This is a genomic window from Rahnella sp. PD4, assembly GCF_049199325.1.
GTDB classification, from domain to species: Bacteria; Pseudomonadota; Gammaproteobacteria; order Enterobacterales; family Enterobacteriaceae; genus Rahnella; species Rahnella perminowiae.
In genome coordinates this window covers 22,243-43,962 of the sequence record NZ_JBLZQF010000008.1, presented here as the reverse complement: position 1 = coordinate 43,962, position 21,720 = coordinate 22,243, and the positions used below count along the sequence as shown (strand labels likewise).

Sequence of the window (21,720 nt, the reverse complement as noted above, 5' to 3'; positions counted from 1 at the left end):
ATGCATGAATTCGACTGGAGTTCTATTGGTCCCGGCCTGCCCTATTTATGGCAAGGCATGATCATCACGCTGAAGATCACCTCACTGGCCATTGTGGTGGGTATTTTGTGGGGCACCCTGTTGGCGGTCATGCGTCTGTCGACGTTCAAACCTATCAGCTGGTTTGCCTCGGCATACGTCAATCTGTTCCGTGCCGTTCCGCTGGTCATGGTCTTGCTTTGGTTTTACCTGATCGTGCCGGGTTTCTTGCAAAAGGTGCTCGGTCTCTCGCCTAAAACCGATATCCGCCTGATTTCTGCGATGGTGGCATTTGCGCTATTTGAAGCGGCCTATTATTCAGAAATTATCCGTGCCGGGATTATCAGTATCGCCCGTGGTCAGTCCTCCGCCGCACTGGCGCTGGGCATGACACAATGGCAATCCATGAAGCTGGTTATCCTGCCGCAGGCTTTCCGCGCGATGGTGCCATTACTGCTGACGCAGGCTATCGTTTTATTCCAGGATACCTCTTTGGTTTATGTTCTGGGCCTCGCAGACTTCTTCCGCAGTGCCTCTAACATTGGCGATCGTGACGGTACGCTGGTCGAGATGGTGCTGTTTGCAGGATTTATTTATTTTGTTATCAGCCTTTGTGCTTCCTTGCTGGTGCGTTATTTGAAGAAAAGGACCGTTTCATGATTTCACTGAAGAATGTTTCTAAATGGTACGGGCACTTTCAGGTGCTTACCGATTGCAGCACCGAAGTTAAAAAAGGTGAAGTTGTGGTGGTTTGCGGGCCTTCCGGCTCAGGAAAATCAACGCTGATAAAAACCGTGAACGGCCTCGAGCCCGTTCAGAAAGGCGAGATCCTGGTCAACGGTACGCCGGTCAATGACAAGAAGACCAATCTGGCACAACTGCGTGCAAAAGTAGGGATGGTTTTCCAGCATTTCGAACTGTTTCCACACCTTTCTATCATTGATAATCTGACCCTGGCGCAAGTTAAAGTGTTAAAACGTGACAAAGCGGCAGCGAAAGATAAAGGGCTGAAATTGCTGGACCGTGTCGGTTTATCGGCGCACGCCAATAAATTTCCCGGCCAGCTTTCCGGTGGCCAGCAGCAGCGTGTAGCAATTGCCCGTGCGTTATGTATGGATCCGATCGCGATGTTGTTTGACGAACCGACGTCCGCCCTTGATCCGGAAATGATCAATGAAGTCCTCGACGTCATGGTGGAGCTGGCAAACGAAGGCATGACAATGATGGTGGTAACGCACGAAATGGGCTTCGCCCGTAAAGTGGCCAACCGCGTGATTTTCATGGATGAAGGCAAGATTGTAGAAGATCGCAACAAAGACGATTTCTTTAATAATCCTGAATCAGACCGCGCACGGGATTTCCTGGCGAAGATCCTGCACTGATCCGCACTGAGTCAAAAATAACACCTGCCCGCATTATCAGGGGCAGGTGTTTGTCCGTTAAGGCTCAAACGGGCGACGCGTAAACTCCGTGTTACCACATTTCGGGCATTTACTCAGAATTTCCGGCGTATACACCGCTAAGTGGAAATGACAATTTTCACAGACCAGGTTGCCCAGTCCGACGACTTCTCCGCTGTGATAGATCCCATGGTGGCTGACATCTTTAAAAACCTCTTTCCATTCCAGCTGGGTCTTATCAGTCATATCTGCCAGCTCTTTCCACAAGCTTTCTTTAATGACCCGCATGAACACGCTGTCCGTGCCATCATCTTCTTCAGCCACGGCTTGCTGGTTTTCTTCATAGCTGCGGGCAAATTCATGCAAATCGCGACGCACCGCTGATGTCAGTTGTTCAATCTGGATTTCCGTCAGCTTGCCCTCTTCCTGCAGCCTGACGCGGGCATCCTGCACCAGCGCGCTGATATCGCGTTCTCCCTGTTTTAACCGTTCGGTCAGTGATGCCACCAACTGACGGTAAGATTGCGTAATATTGCTCATATTTCCTCTCCTTGAACTGTCATAACCATTTTCACGGCGGGAGCGCACTGCCTTTATTTTAGTCGTAAATGCCTGATCCGTGGTGCAGATTATCCCGCGCTGACTCGCAGATTATGAATAATGCGCCAGAAGCGGACAGAAATTCCCTTTAGCCTTCGCTGGGTGTTGTTGCTCCAACCGCTTATCAGCTATGCTATGCGGATCTTTTGATTAAAACTTTTTGAGCTACAGGCGTAGCTGTTTTCACTCACAGGACCACCGGCCGCCATGCAAGAGCAATACCGTCCAGAAGACATCGAGTCACACGTTCAGCTTCACTGGCAAGAGAAGCAAACCTTTAAAGTTACCGAACAGCCTGGTAAGGAGAAATATTACTGCCTCTCCATGTTGCCTTATCCGTCAGGCCGTCTCCACATGGGGCATGTGCGCAACTACACCATCGGTGACGTGATTTCCCGTTATCAGCGCATGCTCGGTAAAAACGTCCTGCAGCCTATCGGCTGGGATGCGTTTGGCCTGCCAGCGGAAGGGGCAGCGGTTAAGAACAACACCGCACCTGCTCCGTGGACGTATGAAAACATCGAATACATGAAGAACCAGCTTAAATTGCTGGGCTTCGGCTATGACTGGGATCGTGAAGTTGCGACCTGTAAACCTGATTATTATCGCTGGGAACAATGGTTCTTCACCAAGCTTTACGAAAAGGGCCTAGTTTATAAGAAGACCTCCGCAGTGAACTGGTGCCCGCATGATCTGACCGTTCTGGCGAACGAGCAGGTTATCGACGGCTGCTGCTGGCGTTGCGATACCAAAGTAGAACGTAAAGAAATTCCTCAGTGGTTCATCAAAATCACGGCTTACGCCGATCAGTTGCTCAATGATCTGGACACGCTGGAAAGCTGGCCGGAGCAGGTGAAAACCATGCAACGCAACTGGATTGGCCGTTCGGAAGGCGTGGAAATCACGTTTGACGTGGCTGACAGCGATGAAAAAGTCACGGTTTACACCACCCGCCCTGATACGTTTATGGGCGCGACCTATGTTGCCGTCGCTGCCGGTCATCCGCTGGCCCAGTTGGGTGCACAGAAAAACCCTGCCCTGAACGATTTTATCGACGAATGCCGTAACACCAAAGTTGCCGAAGCAGAAATGGCGACGATGGAAAAGAAAGGCATGGCAACCGGTCTGTTTGCCATTCACCCGCTGTCCGGTGAAAAGCTGCCAATCTGGGTCGCTAACTTCGTTCTCATGGAATATGGCACTGGCGCGGTGATGGCCGTTCCTGGCCATGACCAGCGTGACTGGGAATTCGCCACCAAATATAACCTGCAGATTAAACCGGTTATTCTGAACGTTGATGGCAGCCACCCTGATATCACCGCAGAAGCGATGACAGAGAAAGGGACGCTGTTCAATTCAGGCGAATTTGATGGTCTGAATCACGAAGACGGTTTCAACGCCATTGCCGACAAACTGGTTGCTCAGGGCGTGGGTCAGCGCAAAGTAAACTACCGTCTGCGCGACTGGGGAGTTTCCCGTCAGCGCTACTGGGGCGCGCCAATCCCGATGATCACGCTGGAAGACGGTACTGTTATTCCTACACCAGAAGATCAACTGCCGGTTGTGTTGCCGGAAGATGTCGTCATGGACGGTATCACCAGCCCGATTAAAGCGGATCCTGAGTGGGCAAAAACGACGGTGAACGGCATGCCGGGCCTGCGAGAAACAGATACCTTTGATACCTTTATGGAGTCTTCCTGGTATTACGCGCGTTACACCTGCCCGCAATACGACGAAGGGATGCTGGATCCTGCGGCCGCCAACTACTGGCTGCCAGTGGATCAGTATGTCGGTGGCATCGAACACGCCATTATGCACCTGATGTATTTCCGCTTCTTCCATAAACTGATGCGTGACGCAGGTTTGGTGGATTCTGATGAACCGGCCAAACGTCTGTTATGTCAGGGTATGGTTCTGGCTGATGCCTTCTACCACACCGGCAGTAACGGCGAACGTATCTGGGTCTCTCCTGCCGATACTACGGTTGAACGTGACGAAAAAGGTCGCATCACCAAAGCGACCGATTCACAAGGCCGTGAGCTGGTTTACGCCGGCATGAGCAAGATGTCCAAGTCTAAAAACAACGGCATCGACCCGCAGGTGATGGTTGATAAATACGGTGCAGATACCGTGCGTCTGTTTATGATGTTCGCCTCTCCGGCAGAAATGACGCTGGAATGGCAGGAATCCGGTGTCGAAGGGGCAAACCGCTTCCTGAAACGTGTCTGGAAACTGGCCTTCGAACATACAGAAAAAGGCCCGGTTGCCGCCCTGGATATTGCTTCCCTGAATGAAGCACAGAAAGATCTGCGTCGTGATTTGCATAAAACCATCGCTAAAGTGACCGATGATATTGGCCGTCGTCAGACCTTTAACACCGCTATTGCGGCGGTGATGGAACTGATGAACAAGCTGGGTCGTGCACCGCAGGATACCGAACAAGATCGGGCACTGCTGCAGGAGTCCTTGCTGGCGGTTGTCCGTATGCTTTATCCCTTCACCCCGCATGTCTGCTTCAGCCTCTGGCAGTCGCTGAAAGGCGAAGGTGACGTGGATACCGCACCATGGCCACAAGCTGATGAGCAGGCAATGGTTGAAGACTCCAGGCTGGTCGTGGTGCAGGTGAACGGTAAAGTGCGTGCTAAAATCACCGTAGCCGCTGATGCTACCGAGCAACAAGTGCGCGATCGTGCGGCAGAAGAACATTTGGTCGCAAAATATCTGGATGGGGTTACCGTTCGCAAAGTAATCTACGTCCCGGGCAAACTGCTTAACCTGGTTGTAGGTTGAGTCAAGGAGGATCTGTGCGACATCCCATAATGACACTGCTGCTCACCGCAGCAGTGCTGGTTACAGCAGGTTGTGGATTCCATTTGCGTGGAAAAACCAATGTGCCTGACGAACTGAAAACAATCGTTTTGGACAGCGGAGATCCGTATGGGCCGTTGGCCCGTAATATCAGGACTCAGTTGCGTCTGAGCAATGTGACCATTGTTGATGATCCGACCAAAGAACAGCGTAAGAATATCCCGTCGCTGCGCATTGGTGCTGAGTCAGTGGGTCAGACTACTGCATCGATCTTCCAGGACGGTAAAACCGCTGAATATCAGATGGAAATGACGATTAATGCAACGGTACTGATGCCTGGTAAGGATTTGTATCCTCTCCATGTCAAAGTGTTCCGCTCCTTCTTTGACAACCCGTTAACGGCGCTGGCGAAAGATAACGAGCAGGACATCATTACAGAGGAAATGCGCCAGCAGGCTGCACAGCAACTGATCCGTAAGTTGCTGACCGTCCATGCTTCAGAATTGCACAAAGCAGACGATGTCGGCGGACGTCAGGTAGAAGTCATTTCTACCGGTTCATCAGCGGCCACGTCGTCTGATGCTTCTGCGGCATCTTCTACGGCACCGGCCACACCTTTCGCACAATGATCCGAGTTTATCCGGAACAACTTGCTGCGCAGCTCCGTGAGGGGCTGCGTGCTTGTTATGTGTTATGTGGAAATGACCCTTTGCTTTTGCAGGAAAGCCAGGACAGCATACGTCAGGCGGCCCAGCAGGCGGGTTTTGAAGAACACTACACTTACCTTCTTGATGCCCATACCGAATGGGAGTCCATTTTTAGCATCTGTCAGGCACTGAGCCTGTTTGCCAGCCGCCAGACCCTGATGCTTATTCTGCCCGAAAATGGCCCGACGGCGCCGATAGCAGAACAATTACTCAAACTGACTACCCTGCTCCACGACGATATCCTTCTGCTGTTTCGCGGTACAAAACTGACCAAGGCACAGGAAAACAGCGCCTGGTTTAAAGCGTTAAGTGACAAAGGTGTTTTCGTCAGTTGTCAGACGCCTGAGCAGGCACAACTTCCCCGCTGGGTAACCCGTCGCGCCAAAGAACTTTCGCTTGAACTTGATGAACCGGCTAATCAGCTTTTGTGCTATTGCTACGAAGGAAATTTGCTGGCACTTGCGCAGTCGCTGGAGCGCCTTTCCCTGCTCTATCCGGATGGAAAACTCACGTTACCACGCGTCGAAGAGGCCGTTAACGATGCAGCACATTTCACGCCCTATCATTGGCTGGATGCATTGCTGGCCGGGAAAAGTAAGCGTGCCTGGCATATCTTGCGCCAGTTGCAACACGAAGACAGCGAGCCGGTTATTTTACTGCGAACCGTGCAGCGCGAACTGCTGATGTTACTCAATCTGAAACGTAAAATGGACACCATCCCGATCAGGACCCTGTTTGATCAGCAAAAAGTCTGGCAAAACCGTCGGCCGCTGGTCACCCAGGCACTGCAGCGTCTGTCTCTTGCCCAGCTGGCTCAGGCTGTGCGCTTACTGACCCAGATAGAAATCACGCTGAAACAGGATTATGGTCAGTCAGTCTGGGCCGAGCTTGAAAGCCTGTCTATGCTACTCTGTGGGAAACCCTTACCTACCGGCTTTAATGAGTTGGGTTCGTATTGAAGCAGGACATCAGTATGCCGCACCGCACTGCACATTCTTTTAAAACCACTGAAAAGCTTCTGGCTTTTTTCGGCGGCACATTTGACCCGATCCATTATGGACATCTGAAACCCGTTTCGGCTCTGGCAGCGCAGGCCGGGTTTGATCAGGTGATCCTGCTGCCCAATAACGTCCCCCCGCACCGGCCGCAACCCGAGGCAACCCCGCAGCAACGCCTGCAAATGGCGAAGCTGGCGGTGGCGGATAATGCGCTGTTTTCAGTCGATCCCCGTGAGCTGGCTGTGGATACGCCCTCGTACACGATTGAGACACTTGCAACGTTACGTAAAGAACATGGCGATAAATGCCCGCTGGCGTTTATCATTGGTCAGGATTCGTTACTAACGCTTCATAAGTGGCACCGGTGGGAATCGTTACTGGATTTCTGTCATATCGTGGTCATGGCACGCCCGGGTTATCAGGAACAACTTGATACACCAGAACTGCAGAAATGGTATGACACCCATCGGGTGAATAATGCCGATGCACTTAAGCAAAAACCGGCCGGATTCATTTATCAGGCCAATACTCCATTGCTGGATATTTCAGCGACTGAAATCCGTGAGCGCCGCCATGCGGGTCTTGAGTGCTCAGATTTATTGCCTTCCGCCGTTGAGCGCTACATAGAATCACAGGGCTTATACCGCGAGTAGCTAACGCGTGCTATACTGCGCCGCTTAATTTCGGCTCTCGATAACGCTGCGTAATCAACCAGTACAATGTATTGATTGTTAAACGTTTTAAGCTGTTTTCCAGATAACCGCTATGTTTATCCTTCATGAGATTTTTCATTGTTTCGGTGTTACACCGGCGAACATCTCGTGAGGTCAATTGTTTCAAACATCCCCAGGGGGAACCTTTGCAAGGTAAAGCGCTCCAAGATTTTGTTGTCGATAAAGTCGATGACCTGAAAGCACAAGACATCATTGCCATTGATGTTAAAGGTAAATCCAGTATTACTGACTGCATGATTATCTGCACCGGCACGTCAAGCCGCCATGTCATGTCCATCGCAGGGCATCTGGTTGAAGAAATTAAAGCCGCCGGTCTTGATGCCATGGGTGTGAAAGGTATCAATGAAGCTGACTGGGTAGTTGTCGATCTGGGTGAAGTGATTGTGCATGTTATGCAGGAAGAAAGCCGTCAGCTGTATGAGCTTGAGAAACTCTGGGGCTGATGCGTGAAGCTGCAACTTGTCGCCGTCGGCACTAAAATGCCTGACTGGGTGCAAACCGGTTTTAACGATTATCTGCACCGTTTTCCTAAAGACATGCCGTTTGAACTGACTGAGGTTCCGGCCGGGAAACGTGGGAAGAACGCAGACATCAAGCGCATTCTTGAAAAAGAAGGTGAACAGATGCTGGCCGCCGTCGGTAAAGGGAATCGTATCGTGACGCTGGATATTCCAGGCACACCATGGGAAACCCCGCAACTGGCGCAACAACTGGAACGCTGGAAGCAGGACGGACGCAATGTCAGCCTGTTAATCGGCGGCCCGGAAGGGCTGGCGCCTGCCTGTAAAGCTGCAGCGGAACAGAGCTGGTCGCTCTCTCCGTTGACCCTCCCTCACCCGCTGGTTCGGGTTCTGGTTGCGGAAAGCCTTTACCGGGCCTGGAGTATTACCACTAATCATCCATACCACCGCGAATAACGGGTGGTGAATGTCAGCAACATGAATTAAGTAGTGGGATGAAAATAGATCGTAACCCTTTTCGCGACTATACGGCTGAATCAGCCCTCTTTGTGCGCCGTGCACTGGTGGCGTTTATCGGCATTCTGCTACTTAGCGGCGTTTTAGCTTTTAATCTTTATAATCTGCAAATTGTCCGTTTCCAGGATTACCAAACCCGCTCTAACGATAACCGTATCAAACTGGTGCCCATCGCGCCCAGCCGCGGGATTATCTATGACCGCAACGGCACGCCACTGGCGCTGAACCGCACAATTTATCAGCTCGAACTGGTGCCGGAAAAAGTGGACGATTTGCAGGCCACGCTTGAAGGCCTCAAACCGATAGTTGACCTCACGCAGGAAGATATCGATAACTTCAAAAAAGAGCGTCAGCGTTCGCGACGCTTTACGTCTATTGCGGTGAAAACGGCACTGACTGAAGTCCAGGTTGCACGTTTCTCGGTAAACCAGTTCCACTTCCCTGGCGTTGAGGTCAAGGGCTATCAGCGGCGCTATTATCCTTACGGCTCCGCGCTGACGCACGTTATCGGCTATGTATCGAAAATCAATGACCGTGACGTTGAGCGCCTCGATAAAGACGGTATTCTGGCCAACTATGCTGCCACGCACGACATCGGTAAGCTCGGTATTGAGCGCTATTATGAAGATACGCTTCACGGTAAAACCGGCTATGAAGAAGTTGAAGTGAACAACCGTGGCCGCGTTATCCGCCAGCTTCACGAAGAACCGCCGCAGGCAGGCAAAGATATTTACCTGACAATCGACTTACCGTTACAGCAATACATTGAAGTGCTTCTGACCGGCAGCCGCGCCGCAGTCGTGGTGACTGATCCCCGTGATGGCGCTATCCGCGCGCTGGTCTCTAACCCGAGTTATGACCCGAACCTGTTTGTGGATGGCATCTCCAGCAAAGATTACAACACACTGCTTAACGACCCGAATAAGCCTTTGATCAACCGGACGACTCAGGGCGTTTATCCGCCTGCGTCTACTGTGAAACCGTATATTTCAGTTTCTGCACTGACAACCGGCGTTATCAATAAAAATACGTCCCTGTTTGATCCGGGCTGGTGGCAATTGCCGGGCTCAGACAAGCGTTACCGCGACTGGAAACACTGGGGACATGGTCGCCTGAATGTGACTAAAGCCCTTGAAGAATCGGCTGACACCTTCTTCTATCAGGTTGCTTATGATATGGGGATTGACCGCCTTTCCGAGTGGATGGGGAAATTTGGTTACGGCCAGTACAGCGGTATCGATTTATCAGAAGAACGTAGCGGGAATATGCCAAACCGCGACTGGAAGTTTAAACGCTTCAAAAAACCCTGGTATCAGGGCGATACCATACCGGTCGGCATTGGTCAGGGCTACTGGACTGCCACGCCTGTCCAAATCATGAAAGCCATGACCACACTGATTAATGACGGCAATGTCAAAACGCCGCATTTGCTGCTGAGTACTAAAGTTGACGGCCAGCAGGTGCCATACAAACAGCAGGAAACCACTCAGATTGGCGATATCCATTCCGGCTATTGGGAAATCGCTAAAGACGGTATGTATGGCGTTGCAAACCGGCCGAACGGGACTGCCCGCAAGTATTTTGCTGACGCGCCTTATAAAGCCGCTGCAAAATCCGGGACAGCACAAGTTTACGGTTTGAAAGCCAATGAAATCTATAATGCGCATAAAATCGCTGAGCATCTGCGTGACCACAAGCTGATGACCTCTTTTGCACCGTATGACAAACCGACCGTGGCGGTTGCCGTGGTTCTGGAGAACGGGGGCGCGGGGCCGGCTGTAGGAACAATTTCACGCCAGATACTCGACCATATTTTACTGGGCGACAACACGACACAATTACCGGCCGACGCGCCAGCGCCGCCGGGAACCGAAGGTGATTAACCGTCAATGACTGAGAACCAACAAAAAAGATCATTGTGGTCGAAAATGCATATCGACCTGACGATGCTGTTGATCGTGCTCGCGCTGCTGACCTACAGTGCGTTCGTGATGTGGAGCGCCAGCGGTCAGGATATGGGCATGATGGAGCGTAAAATTGGCCAGATCCTCATGGGTCTGGTGATTATGCTGGTCATGGCGCAAATCCCGCCGCGCGTTTATGAAAGCTGGGCACCTTATCTTTACATCTTCTGCGTCTTTTTGTTGGTGCTGGTTGATGCTTTCGGCAGTATCAGTAAAGGTGCGCAGCGCTGGCTGGATCTGGGGATCATAAAATTCCAGCCATCAGAACTGGCGAAAATTGCCGTGCCTTTGATGGTGGCGCGCTTTATCAACCGCGACGTATGCCCGCCTTCACTCAAAAATACCGCAATTGCTCTGGCATTAATCTTTATCCCTACCCTGCTGGTCGCAGCACAGCCCGATCTGGGCACCTCAATTTTGATTGCCGCATCCGGATTATTCGTACTGTTCCTTTCGGGCATGAGCTGGAAACTGATTGCCGTCGCCGCCCTTCTGGTTGCCGCGTTTATCCCGATTCTGTGGTTCTTCCTGATGCACGACTATCAGCGCGACCGCGTCATGATGCTGCTTGATCCTGAAAGCGATCCGCTGGGCGCGGGCTATCATATTATTCAGTCTAAAATTGCCATCGGCTCTGGCGGTCTTTCCGGCAAAGGTTGGTTACACGGTACGCAGTCTCAGCTTGAATTCCTGCCCGAGCGACATACCGACTTTATCTTTGCTGTACTCGCCGAAGAACTTGGGCTGATTGGCGTTCTGGTGCTGCTCGGGCTGTATTTATGTCTCATTATGCGTGGTCTGGTGATTGCCGCCCATGCACAGACCACTTTTGGCCGTGTAATGTCCGGCGGACTGATGCTGATTCTGTTCGTTTATGTGTTTGTTAACATTGGCATGGTCAGTGGTATTGTCCCGGTAGTTGGGGTACCTTTGCCTCTGGTCAGCTATGGCGGGTCGGCACTCATCGTGCTAATGGCAGGGTTTGGTATCGTTATGTCGATACATACTCATCGAAAAATGTTGTCGAAAAATTTATAGAGGTGAGCAATGCGTAAGCAGTGGCTTGGAGCTGTCATTATCGGTTTGCTGTTAAGTGGTTGCGCCACTGACGAAACACAGCAACAACAACCGGCACCGCAGCAAGCCTACAATGGCCCGGTGGTAGAAATCGGCGGGGCAGATCCGCGTTACGAACCTTATAATCCGGGCACCCTGCAGGATTATACCGTTAACGGTAAAACCTATAAGATCATTAAAGACCCGTCTAACTTCTCGCAGGTCGGGCAAGCCGCCTGGTACGGGCAGGAGAACGGGGGCAATACCACGGCGATCGGGGAAGAATTCGACCCGACAGCCATGACCGCAGCGCACCCGACACTGCCGATCCCAAGCTATGTGCGCGTCACCAACATGGCGACCGGTCGAATGCTGGTGGTGCGTGTTAACGACCGCGGCCCTTACGTTCCCGGCAAAATCATTGACTTATCTCAGGCTGCGGCAGACCGTTTGAATCTGACCAACAGCACGAAAGTCCGTATTGATTTCATCAACGTTGCACCAGATGGCACACTCTCCGGCCCGGGTACGATTGGGACGACCGTCGCCAAACAATCTTATGCCCTGCCATCACGTCCGAATTTAGGGGCCAGCAGTATGGGCACGCCTACGCTGAGCGCTCAGCCGGTCGATACGTCAGATGTGCGTCCAATCAGTAACAGCACGCTCAGCAACCCAAATGCCGCACCGCTGACCAATGACGAAGACAACGCAGGCAATACCGTTGCTGCCACCGGCACCACCACCACGTCCGGCAACAGCGGCGGCGGTTTTCTGAGTGCACCGACACCATTACGTCAGGGTGTTTTAGAAGGCAGCGCACCGGTTGCCGCACCGGTGGCTGTCGCTACTGCCGCGCCGGTGGTTGCTGCTTCTGCGGCACCCGCGCATACCACGGCAATTCCTGCCTCAGGCTTTATGGTGCAGGTTGGCGCACTGAGTAACCCGCAAAATGCGCAGTTATGGCAAAAAAGCCTCAGTCAGCGTTTCTCGGTACCAGGCAAGGTGCAGGCTAATGGCAGCACCTATCGTGTGCAACTCGGGCCTTTCAGCACCCGCCAGCAGGCCGAAAAATTGAAACAGCGCCTGGCCAGCGAAGCTCAGCAGCAATCTTTTGTCACCGCCGGTATGTAATTCTCCAGTGCGGGGCTTCGGCCCCGTTCTTATACGTCCCCTTTCGTATAAGTAAAAGTCAGTAAGCGTCGGTAATCGAAGATGTCTGACTTATGACTCTTCTGCTATAGTGGCGCACGTTTATCACTTACTCCCACGGATGTTGTTGTCCCGATCATGAAACTTGTAAATACTTCACGTTTAGTCAAAAGCCTCGCATTGGGCACCGTAATCACTTTGAGTGCAGCGTCCGCCTATGCCGACGATGTCAATTTAAAAACAATGATCCCTGGCGTTCCGCAGATTGATGCTGAAGCCTATATCCTGATCGACTACAACTCCGGCAAAGTTCTGGCAGAAATGAATGCCGATGCGCGCCGCGATCCTGCCAGCCTGACAAAAATGATGACCAGTTATGTTATCGGTCAGTCCATCAAAGCCGGCAAAATCTCTCCGACCGACATCGTTACCGTCGGTCCGGACGCCTGGGCCACCGGCAATCCGGTCTTCAAAGGCTCTTCCCTGATGTTCCTCAAACCGGGTGATCGGGTACCGGTTTCTGAGCTCAACCGCGGGATCATTCTGCAGTCCGGTAATGATGCGTGTGTCGCCATGGCCGACCATGTCGCCGGAAGTCAGGATGCTTTCGTTGCCATCATGAACAACTATGTGAGCTCACTGGGACTGAAAAATACCCACTTCGGTACTGTTCATGGTCTTGATGCCGCGGGTCAGTACAGCTCAGCTCGCGATATGGCGCTGATTGGTCAGGCGCTGATCCGTGATGTGCCGGAAGAGTACGCCACGTACAAAGAGAAAGAATTCACCTTCAACAATATCCGCCAGATGAACCGTAACGGTTTGTTGTGGGATAACAGCCTGAATGTTGACGGCATTAAAACCGGTCATACCGATTCAGCAGGTTATAACCTGGTGGCTTCTGCGACAGAAGGCCAGATGCGTCTGATCTCCGCCGTGATGGGGGGGCACACGTATAAAGGCCGTGAAGTAGAAAGTAAAAAGCTCCTGACCTGGGGCTTCCGTTTCTTCGAAACCGTTTCTCCGCTGAAAGCCGGTAAAGAGTTTGCGTCAGAACCTGTCTGGTTTGGCGATACTGATCGCGTCGCGCTGGGTGTTGAAAAAGATGCTTACCTGACGATCCCGCGCGGTCGCATGAAAGATCTGAAAGCCAGCTATGTGCTGAACACCCCGGAACTGCATGCACCCTTGCAGAAAAATCAGGTGGTTGGGTCAATCAACTTCCAGCTTGATGGAAAAACCATTGATGAACGCCCTCTTGTCGTCATGAATGAAGTAAAAGAAGGCGGCTTCTTCGGCCGCATCGTGGATTACATCAAACTGATGTTCCACCACTGGTTTGGCTAAGTTGTCCGCTTGAAAAAATTTGCAACAACCCCCATATAACCGGTATAGATTATAACTCCCGCTACGGCGGGAGTTATACTTTGAGAGATAAAACTTAATACGCTGTACAACACGCTGGAGTGCACATGAAAACCAAACTGAACGAACTGCTCGAATTCCCTTGTCCCTTTACCTACAAAGTAATGGGCCTGGCACAACCCGAGCTGGTAGACCAGGTTGTGGAAGTCGTGCAACGCCATGCGCCTGGCGATTACAATCCTCAGGTAAAACCGAGCAGTAAAGGGAATTACCACTCCGTTTCAATTACGATAACTGCGACTCACATCGATCAGGTCGAAACCCTGTACGATGAGCTGGGCAATATCGAAATTGTCCGCATGGTGCTGTAAGCCCTTTCTGACCGATCCGCGCGGGAGCCACACTGTCGCGCGTTTTTCCCCCTCTTGATTGACGATAACTGCCGTGCAACCACAAAATCCGCAAGAACGTATCGTACTGCGCCAGCTTGGCCTTCAGCCCTATGAGCCGGTTTCTCTGGCCATGCACCATTTTACGGAACACCGCAACGCCGACTCGCTTGATGAGATCTGGCTGGTTCAGCATCCCCGTGTATTTACGCAGGGGCAGGCTGGCAAAGCCGAACATGTCCTGATGCCCGGTGATATTCCGGTTATCCAGAGCGACCGTGGCGGCCAGGTGACGTATCACGGTCCCGGTCAGCAGGTGATGTACGTGATGGTGGATTTGAAACGCAAAAAACTGGGTGTTCGTCAGCTGGTGACGGCGATTGAACAAACGGTAGTCGATACGCTGGCGCATTTCTCCATTGAAGCTTACCCGCGCGCGGATGCACCGGGTGTATATGTCGGGGGTAAAAAGATTTGTTCGCTGGGATTACGGATCCGCAAAGGATGTTCGTTACACGGTCTGGCATTAAATATTGATATGGATCTCGAGCCTTTCCGTCGCATCAACCCCTGTGGTTACGCCGGCCTTGAAATGACGCAGGCGAGCCTCGAGAAGCCGGGGCTGACGGTCGATCAGGTGATGCCTGTTCTGGTGAAATGTTTTAACCATCGTCTTGATTACCTGCAGGTTGATTACCTGCCCTGGCAGGTTGAACATTATGCCTCTTCAGCGCAGTGATTATTGGCCGTTGCTCCCCCGGCATTAATCTTTTCCCGCATACCTCGCGTTTCCGGGATTTATCAGGCGCGCGGGAAAATATTTACACACTATTAACACCGTCTCAGCCCTCGTAATGAATCGTTAAAATAATCAGTCTTTTCAAAAGACTAAATGCGATAAAAAGTGATTTCATCGAGGCCACTTCTTCTTTAAAGTTAAAAAATTGCACTATTTAGCACTTCCGGCCATGACGAAGGGCTGAACGAAGAGATGCTTCAATGATATAATTTCCGCATTATTTCTACTTTTTTTGATGAATCAGCCAGTTCATTGAATGTCCTGAAAAAACTCGGGTAACGAGTGACAAACCTGGAAGCTGCAAGATTATGAGTAAACCGATTCAGATGGAACGCGGTGTCAAATACCGCGATGCAGATAAGATGGCGTTAATTCCGGTGAAAACCGTGGTCAGTGACCGGCAGGAAATGTTACGTAAGCCGGCATGGATGAAAATCAAACTGCCAGCCGACTCAACGAAAATTCAGGGCATTAAATCAGCACTGCGCAAAAATGGCCTGCATTCTGTTTGTGAAGAAGCGGCCTGCCCTAACCTTTCCGAGTGCTTCAACCACGGTACCGCAACATTCATGATCCTCGGTGCCATTTGTACCCGTCGCTGCCCGTTCTGTGATGTGGCACATGGTCGCCCGACAGCTCCGGATACTAACGAACCGGAAAAACTGGCGCAGACCATTTCTGATATGGGTCTGCGTTATGTAGTCATCACCTCCGTTGACCGTGATGATCTGCGCGACGGCGGGGCTCAGCACTTTGCAGATTGTATTACGGCTATCCGCGCGAAAAACCCAACCATCAAAATCGAAACTCTGGTGCCGGATTTCCGTGGCCGTATGGATCGTGCGCTGGAAATCCTTAATGCAAGCCCGCCTGATGTGTTTAACCACAATCTGGAAAATGTGCCGCGTGTTTACCGTCAGGTTCGTCCGGGCGCAAACTACGAGTGGTCACTGACGCTGCTGCAACGTTTTAAAGAAGCACATCCTGAAATACCCACTAAATCAGGACTAATGGTCGGCCTGGGCGAAACGAACGAAGAAATCATCGAAGTGATGCGCGACCTGCGTCGTCATGGCGTGACGATGCTGACACTCGGCCAGTATTTACAGCCAAGCCGTCATCATCTGCCGGTGCAGCGTTATGTCAGCCCTGAAGAGTTTGATCAGATGAAAGAAGCGGCGATGGAAATGGGCTTCACCCATGCGGCATGCGGTCCGTTCGTGCGTTCTTCTTACCACGCCGATCTGCAAGCGAAAGGATTAGAAGTTAAGTAACATCTCGTAACTTCTTTGTCTGACAAAAACAAAAAGGTTGTTCGCAAGAACAACCTTTTTCGTTTGGCTAAAGGGCCGGGAACTGTCGCTCTGAAGACTCAGTCTTTATGCTCAACACGTTCAGCAGGCTTCTCTTCTGCGGTTTTTTCAGCAGAAGCGGGAGCAGGATCATCATTCATGGCTTTCTTGAAGCCACGCAGTGCCGCGCCCAGGTCGCCGCCCAGAGAACGGAGTTTGCTGGTACCGAACAACAAAACGATCAGCACGCCGACCACCAACAATTTAGTAATACTTAGACCTTCCATACATACCTTCTTAACACTGAGTGCTGGAAAACAGCAATAGCTATATGCCGTTATTAACGGCCATTCGCGACGTTAATACAACCCGAAAATGTAACAGAACGGATCCAGAACTGTGCGCATAGTGACCAGAGTGAGCTATTATGAGCGTGAACAGTACGCTCATAAAGTATTTCTGTTTTTATTTACCGGGCAACCCTCTCCCCCGGCATGTTTGTTTTCGACCCGATGATCCCTCCGGCTTACCACCTGCAATGAAAATCCATGCGGAAAACGCTTCATACCATCCGGCTTAGCGGTATTCATCATTGCGGACTGCATTGCGTAAAACGGACGAAACCGGGTGGAAATTGCAGAATAACGGTCTGCACTCCCGGCTTCAGCCCGTCTTACCGGTCAGATAAAGCGGCTCAGGAACGCCTGTGTCCGCTGATGTTTCGGACTGACCAGGACATCTTCCGCGGCCCCCTGCTCAACGACAACCCCGCGATCCATAAACACTACGCGGTCTGCTGCCTCTTTCGCAAAGCCAATCTCATGCGTCACCACTATCATCGTCAGCCCCTGCATGGCCAGATCCCGCATAGTGGCCAGAACTTCGCCGACCAGTTCAGGGTCGAGCGCTGACGTCGGTTCATCGAACAGCATCAGTTTAGGTTTCACCGCCAGCGCACGGGCTATAGCCACACGCTGTTGCTGACCGCCGGAAAGATGGCGCGGATAAGCATTGGCTTTATCGCTCAGGCCGACTTTTTGCAGCAACTCATGCGCATATTTCTCCGCTTCATGGCGGCTTTCTTTATGCACACCCACCGGTGCTTCAATGATATTTTGCAACACAGTCATGTGCGGATAAAGATTGAATTGCTGGAATACCATGCCGATATCCCGGCGCTGCCGCGCAATTGCCCGTTCAGGCAATTTATGCAGACGGTCCCCGCGCAGTTCATAACCTATTTGCTCACCGCCTACCATAATGGAACCGCGATCGATATCTTCCAGATGATTTATACAGCGCAGAAAGGTGGATTTACCCGAGCCCGACGGCCCGAGGATCACCACCACTTCGCCGGGTTTCACATCAAGATCGATTCCCTTCAGCACTTCGTTATCACCATAACTTTTATGCACGTTACGGGCGATCACCAGTGATGCTTGTCCGGACGACTGTGTGTCAGCGTGTAATTGACTCATAAATCCTCCTTCCGGACCATGTCCGGTGTACTGATGATCGGCGCGGTTTTTTCTTCCGCATTGCTTTGACGACGTTTGACGTTAGGCAATGTCCGGCGTGTGCCGCGGGAATAATAGCGTTCAATTGCAGACTGCCCAAGATTGAGCAATGACGTGATAAACAGATACCAAATCACTGCCACCATCAGCATAGGTACCACTTCAAAGGTACGGTTGTAGACAGTTTGCACGGAATACAGCAAATCCCCCATGGCAATAACGCTGACCAGCGATGTCGCTTTAATCATACTGATGAGCTGGTTACCGGTCGGCGGAATAATCGACCGCATGGCCTGAGGAATAATGATCCGGCGCAGCGCACGGCCACGACTCATGCCAAATGCCTGTGCGGTTTCCGCCTGACCGTTATCGACTGACAGCAAACCTGCCCGAATGATTTCTGCCATATAAGCCGCCTCATTCAGCGCCAGACCGGCAATGGCAGCTGTCAGCGGGGTGATCAGATCATTCGTATTCCAGCTCAGATATTGCGGACCAAACGGGATCCCCAACACCACACGCGGGAACAATGTCGACATGTTGTACCAGAACAATAACTGCACCAGCAGCGGCGTACCGCGGAAGAACCAGATATACAGCCCCGCTAATTTCCTGAGCAATATGCTGTCAGACAGACGGGCAATGGCCAGCATCAGGCCGATGAACACTCCGAGCAGCATCGACACCACAGTAAGGCCGAGCGTGACGCCCAGGCCTTTGATCACCGAACCTTCCGTGAACCATTGCGCCACCACGTGCCATTCGAAGTTCTGGTTGTGCGAAACCGCCCAGATCACGTCAGCGGCAATCAGCAGCACCACTATCCAGGCCACCCAGCGGCCGTAATGACGCGGGGCGTGGGAAAACTCAACGTTGCGTCGCGGATCCTGCGTATAGTCGTCCCTGACTGCCGGTGTTGAACTATACGTTTTATCAGTCATTTAGGCTGCGCCTTTGCCAGGTTAATACCCGGTGCCGGGATCATATTGCCTTCCAGGCCCCATTTTTTCATGATGATGGCATACGTGCCGTTGTCGAACAGTTTCTGATAACCGGCGAGGATCGCGTCACGAACCGGTGAATCTTTGGCAACGACCGTCCCCTGGAAGATATCGCCAAAGCCATTTGATTTGCCAGTACCGGTCAGTTCAAGCTGGCCGTTGGCTTTTTCAACAAAATAGGTCAGCGGTGCCTGAGAAGAGAAGAATGCGTCGGAACGGTTAGAACGAACCGCCAGAATCGACGTTGGTTGATCGGCAAATGACTGTACTGTCACCGCCGGTTTACCGTCTTTAACGCACACGTCAGACTGCTTACGGATCACCTGTTCAGCAGAACCGCCCGCCATCACGGCAATGCGTTTACCGCAGGTATCATCGAGGGAACTGATGTTTTCCGGGTTACCTTTGCGCACGCCGAAAACAACGTATTCTTTGACGAAATCAATGAAATCATTTTTTGCCTGACGGTCAGGATAATCGCCAATCGGGCCGATACCCATCTGGTAGCGCCCTGCGGCCATGCCACTGAGGATGCCGGATAAACCGCTCACGGAAGCATGCTCTATTTTTACACCCATCACTTGTGCCAGCGCGTGCGCCAGATCCGCACTCGCACCATCCAGGCCATTGGCACCGGTCACAATCTCATACGGAGGGAATGAGCCATTGTTCACAGAGGTCATCACGCCTGACTTCTGAATATCCGCAGGTAATTTTGCATGGATCGCCGGATCCATCGTCTGAGCCGGGATTGTCACATTTTCAGCAGCAAAGGCATTTATCGAAGATACGGAAAGTAATGCAGCAGTCAGTACAGCAGCCTGACGGAGTTGTTTTGCCATCATTCTTTTATTTCCTCTGTGTTAAAAGTCGGTCTGTGAGTTTATGAATGTTGTGTATTTTAGAGTGGTTACCTTCCGTGGCAGCTTTCCGGGTGTTTCTATTTATGGTGACTGATATAAGAAATAAACGCGTTCCCTGGTGAGGGCGCGGTACTGCATGAAATCTGAGGCAGCCGTTGAGGACCGGCCACACAGCGTTAGTCGTTACGCAGTTGCGGTAAACCAAAACGGCGGTTTGCCAGCACTGGTAATACTTTTCGGGCATGAGCCAGACGATCTTTATCCAGTTCAGCAAATACCAGTGCCGGGGCTTCGGCGGCGCGGGCAATCGCCACACCCAGCGGATCGACGACCATGCTGTTGCCAATATTGCGCTCGCCGCATTCACCCACCGCCACCATATAGGTGGTATTTTCCAGTGCGCGCGCCGTGACCAGTATTTCCCAATGCATTTCTTTCAGCGGGCCTTTCACCCATGCGGCGGGCAGCACCAGTACGTCGGCTCCATCAAGCACCAGGCGACGTGCCAGCTCCGGAAAACGCACGTCATAGCAGGTCATCAGGCCGACCGTAAACCCGGCGACATTCACCAGCGGCGGCACTTCGTCGCCTGCGGTGACGTTTTTAGATTCCTGAGAAGAGAACGCATCATAAAGATGCAGCTTTCTGTATTCAGAAATAATTTCGCCATTCCGGAGGGAAATCAGCACATTATAAGCACGGCCATCCGGTGCGGGCGTATGGACACTCATCATGGTGGTCATCTGATTACCCCTGCTGGCCGCCAGCATCTGGCTGACAAACGGACCATCAAGAGGTTGTGCCGCTTTTAAAACCAAATCCGGATCGGTAATATCACGCGCCAGAATACCCTCCGGCAGCACCAGCAAATCCACCCCCGCTTCCACAGATTTCGCCATCAGCGAAAGGCAGGTTTCGACATTCGCTTCCCATTCACGGGAAACGGCAAACTGACCTAATGCAACTTTCATTTTTGACTCCCCTGTCGCTCATGGGTCAAAGCGATCGGTTAAGTGTTACTGAGCAAAGTTCGGGAACAAATCTCGCGGCGTCAGGCGCTTAGCACTCAGCCCCTGTGCATATAATTCCTGCGCAAAATCATCAATCATCTTTTCATTGGCGGCGTAACCGTTTGCATTCCAGTCCGCAGGTAAATCGGCCACGGTGCGGCGTAAATCATCCAGCAGCCATGGCGTGGTATCGGCGTATTTTGCGCGCTTATCCATCCAGATTTCATAAGAACGGTCAATGATGTCGCTCAGTGCCTGCGGCAACCACGGATGCTCTTCGGCCAGCGCAGGTTTGACCGCCAGCAGGTGGATACCGGGGATATACCCGACGCGGTTGAAATAGGCCAGTTCAGCGGCACGGAAATCCGGCTGGAACTGACGGAAACCGGAATCAGGCTTGAAAAAGCCCTCAGGCATAAACGGTGTAAATACCGCATCCAGCCAGCCTTCCTGTAATAACGCCATCAAAGGACGCTCTTGCGGAACGGCTTCAATGCGTCCTTCGCGGCCAAAACCGGCCAGACGGTCGACAATCGGGTGCGCTTCGGTCAGACGGCCGACATACCAGTTCGCATCTTCAATGCCCACACCTTCCCGTGCCAGCAATGTACGGGTCCAGGTATTGCCGGAATCCTGCCAGCCGGTCAGGCCAATACGTTTACCGGCCAGTTGCGAAAGTTCGGTCAACGGGCTGTCTTCGCGGGTGATGATGCAGCGCTGGCGGAATCCACGCATCAGGAAATGCGGTATCGCCAGCAAATCAGATTCGCCCCGCGCACGCCCTTGTGCATAACGACTGAAAGACACTTCACCCGCATCGTATTTGTCGCTGCTGCCCAGGTTATCAACCAGCGTCCCCACGCGGTCTATCTCAAGATTAAACCCTTCCGGTTTAAGATCGCCTAATGCCAGCGGCGTAAAATAATCCCAGTCACGAACTGCCAGCCTGATGGTAATCGTCACATCTTTCCCCTTAAGTGTCAGCATGGTTGATATGCAGAAAAACAACGGTGCGTTTACAAACCTTCCCGGAAACACACCAAATTTTTTACGAAGGCCCTTATCTTTGC

22 protein-coding genes are annotated in these 21,720 nt (G+C 52.0%); 15 read left to right on the top strand and 7 right to left on the bottom strand.

Translation table 11 applies throughout. The features are described 5' to 3' along the window. Both gltK and ACOZIO_RS18570 read left to right on the top strand, forming a co-directional pair. A complete protein-coding gene (gltK, locus tag ACOZIO_RS18575; RefSeq protein ID WP_129952051.1) occupies nucleotides 1-678 on the top strand; it encodes a glutamate/aspartate ABC transporter permease GltK in 678 nt (225 codons plus the stop codon). Continuing rightward, nucleotides 675-1,400, top strand: coding sequence for an amino acid ABC transporter ATP-binding protein (locus ACOZIO_RS18570; protein ID WP_013576488.1), 726 nt, complete (start codon nucleotides 675-677; stop codon nucleotides 1,398-1,400). The genes gltK and ACOZIO_RS18570 overlap by 4 nt, the downstream gene beginning before the upstream one ends. Before the next feature lie 57 nt (nucleotides 1,401-1,457). Here ACOZIO_RS18570 and ACOZIO_RS18565 read toward each other — a convergent pair whose 3' ends face one another. Then, nucleotides 1,458-1,958, bottom strand: a complete 501-nt coding sequence (locus tag ACOZIO_RS18565; protein ID WP_015698158.1) for a zinc ribbon-containing protein — start codon at nucleotides 1,956-1,958, stop codon at nucleotides 1,458-1,460. 267 nt (nucleotides 1,959-2,225) lie between these two features. On the opposite strand from ACOZIO_RS18565, the gene leuS reads away from it, so the two are divergent. The 13 genes from leuS (at nucleotide 2,226) to lipA (ending at nucleotide 16,241) form a co-directional block, all read left to right on the top strand. Beyond that, entirely contained in the window at nucleotides 2,226-4,808 is a 2,583-nt protein-coding gene (leuS, locus tag ACOZIO_RS18560) for a leucine--tRNA ligase (protein WP_129952052.1), read from the top strand. A 14-nt stretch (nucleotides 4,809-4,822) separates the two neighbouring features. Further along, nucleotides 4,823-5,455, top strand: coding sequence for an LPS assembly lipoprotein LptE (gene lptE, locus ACOZIO_RS18555; protein WP_258453082.1), 633 nt, complete (start codon nucleotides 4,823-4,825; stop codon nucleotides 5,453-5,455). Next, nucleotides 5,452-6,492 carry a DNA polymerase III subunit delta gene (gene holA / locus ACOZIO_RS18550; RefSeq protein WP_258453081.1) on the top strand — a complete coding sequence of 347 codons (1,041 nt, stop codon included), beginning with the start codon at nucleotides 5,452-5,454 and terminating at the stop codon, nucleotides 6,490-6,492. Before lptE ends, holA begins: the two co-directional genes overlap by 4 nt. A 14-nt stretch (nucleotides 6,493-6,506) precedes the next feature. Continuing rightward, complete coding sequence (gene nadD, locus ACOZIO_RS18545; RefSeq protein ID WP_421595573.1) at nucleotides 6,507-7,184, top strand: nicotinate-nucleotide adenylyltransferase; 678 nt, start codon at nucleotides 6,507-6,509, stop codon at nucleotides 7,182-7,184. A gap of 206 nt (nucleotides 7,185-7,390) precedes the next feature. Further along, complete coding sequence (gene rsfS, locus ACOZIO_RS18540) at nucleotides 7,391-7,708, top strand: ribosome silencing factor (RefSeq protein WP_129952056.1); 318 nt, start codon at nucleotides 7,391-7,393, stop codon at nucleotides 7,706-7,708. A 3-nt stretch (nucleotides 7,709-7,711) separates the two neighbouring features. Further along, entirely contained in the window at nucleotides 7,712-8,182 is a 471-nt protein-coding gene (gene rlmH, locus ACOZIO_RS18535) for a 23S rRNA (pseudouridine(1915)-N(3))-methyltransferase RlmH (protein WP_013576495.1), read from the top strand. Between the two features lie 38 nt (nucleotides 8,183-8,220). Next, the gene (gene mrdA / locus ACOZIO_RS18530; protein ID WP_129952057.1) at nucleotides 8,221-10,125 is read left to right on the top strand and encodes a peptidoglycan DD-transpeptidase MrdA; all 1,905 of its coding nucleotides are present in this window, start codon (nucleotides 8,221-8,223) and stop codon (nucleotides 10,123-10,125) included. Between the two features lie 6 nt (nucleotides 10,126-10,131). Then, complete coding sequence (mrdB, locus tag ACOZIO_RS18525; protein ID WP_129952058.1) at nucleotides 10,132-11,244, top strand: peptidoglycan glycosyltransferase MrdB; 1,113 nt, start codon at nucleotides 10,132-10,134, stop codon at nucleotides 11,242-11,244. A gap of 9 nt (nucleotides 11,245-11,253) precedes the next feature. Next, nucleotides 11,254-12,396 (top strand): endolytic peptidoglycan transglycosylase RlpA, encoded by a 1,143-nt coding sequence (rlpA, locus tag ACOZIO_RS18520; protein WP_129952059.1) that lies wholly within the window; start codon nucleotides 11,254-11,256, stop codon nucleotides 12,394-12,396. Between the two features lie 156 nt (nucleotides 12,397-12,552). Beyond that, nucleotides 12,553-13,761, top strand: coding sequence for a D-alanyl-D-alanine carboxypeptidase DacA (gene dacA / locus ACOZIO_RS18515; RefSeq protein ID WP_129952060.1), 1,209 nt, complete (start codon nucleotides 12,553-12,555; stop codon nucleotides 13,759-13,761). Nucleotides 13,762-13,886: 125 nt separating this feature from the next. Continuing rightward, the gene (gene ybeD / locus ACOZIO_RS18510) at nucleotides 13,887-14,150 is read left to right on the top strand and encodes a DUF493 family protein YbeD (RefSeq protein ID WP_013576500.1); all 264 of its coding nucleotides are present in this window, start codon (nucleotides 13,887-13,889) and stop codon (nucleotides 14,148-14,150) included. A 73-nt stretch (nucleotides 14,151-14,223) separates the two neighbouring features. Further along, nucleotides 14,224-14,907 carry a lipoyl(octanoyl) transferase LipB gene (lipB, locus tag ACOZIO_RS18505; protein ID WP_129952061.1) on the top strand — a complete coding sequence of 228 codons (684 nt, stop codon included), beginning with the start codon at nucleotides 14,224-14,226 and terminating at the stop codon, nucleotides 14,905-14,907. 368 nt (nucleotides 14,908-15,275) lie between these two features. After that, a complete protein-coding gene (gene lipA, locus ACOZIO_RS18500; protein WP_013576503.1) occupies nucleotides 15,276-16,241 on the top strand; it encodes a lipoyl synthase in 966 nt (321 codons plus the stop codon). 98 nt (nucleotides 16,242-16,339) lie between these two features. Here lipA and tatE read toward each other — a convergent pair whose 3' ends face one another. The 6 genes from tatE to ACOZIO_RS18470 all read right to left on the bottom strand — a co-directional run bounded on the left by tatE (nucleotide 16,340) and on the right by ACOZIO_RS18470 (nucleotide 21,613). Further along, a complete protein-coding gene (gene tatE / locus ACOZIO_RS18495) occupies nucleotides 16,340-16,546 on the bottom strand; it encodes a twin-arginine translocase subunit TatE (RefSeq protein WP_129952062.1) in 207 nt (68 codons plus the stop codon). A gap of 393 nt (nucleotides 16,547-16,939) precedes the next feature. Beyond that, nucleotides 16,940-17,737 (bottom strand): amino acid ABC transporter ATP-binding protein, encoded by a 798-nt coding sequence (locus tag ACOZIO_RS18490; protein WP_129952063.1) that lies wholly within the window; start codon nucleotides 17,735-17,737, stop codon nucleotides 16,940-16,942. After that, on the bottom strand, nucleotides 17,734-18,717 hold the full coding sequence (locus ACOZIO_RS18485; RefSeq protein ID WP_129952064.1) for an amino acid ABC transporter permease: 984 nt from the start codon (nucleotides 18,715-18,717) through the stop codon (nucleotides 17,734-17,736). Before ACOZIO_RS18485 ends, ACOZIO_RS18490 begins: the two co-directional genes overlap by 4 nt. Next, nucleotides 18,714-19,622: an ABC transporter substrate-binding protein gene (locus ACOZIO_RS18480; RefSeq protein WP_129990592.1), complete on the bottom strand. Its 909-nt coding sequence runs from the start codon at nucleotides 19,620-19,622 to the stop codon at nucleotides 18,714-18,716. Before ACOZIO_RS18480 ends, ACOZIO_RS18485 begins: the two co-directional genes overlap by 4 nt. 194 nt (nucleotides 19,623-19,816) lie before the next feature. Continuing rightward, nucleotides 19,817-20,611, bottom strand: coding sequence for a deaminated glutathione amidase (locus ACOZIO_RS18475; protein WP_129990593.1), 795 nt, complete (start codon nucleotides 20,609-20,611; stop codon nucleotides 19,817-19,819). A gap of 45 nt (nucleotides 20,612-20,656) precedes the next feature. Further along, a complete protein-coding gene (locus ACOZIO_RS18470; protein ID WP_129952067.1) occupies nucleotides 20,657-21,613 on the bottom strand; it encodes a nitrate ABC transporter substrate-binding protein in 957 nt (318 codons plus the stop codon). Nucleotides 21,614-21,720 lie beyond the last annotated feature (107 nt).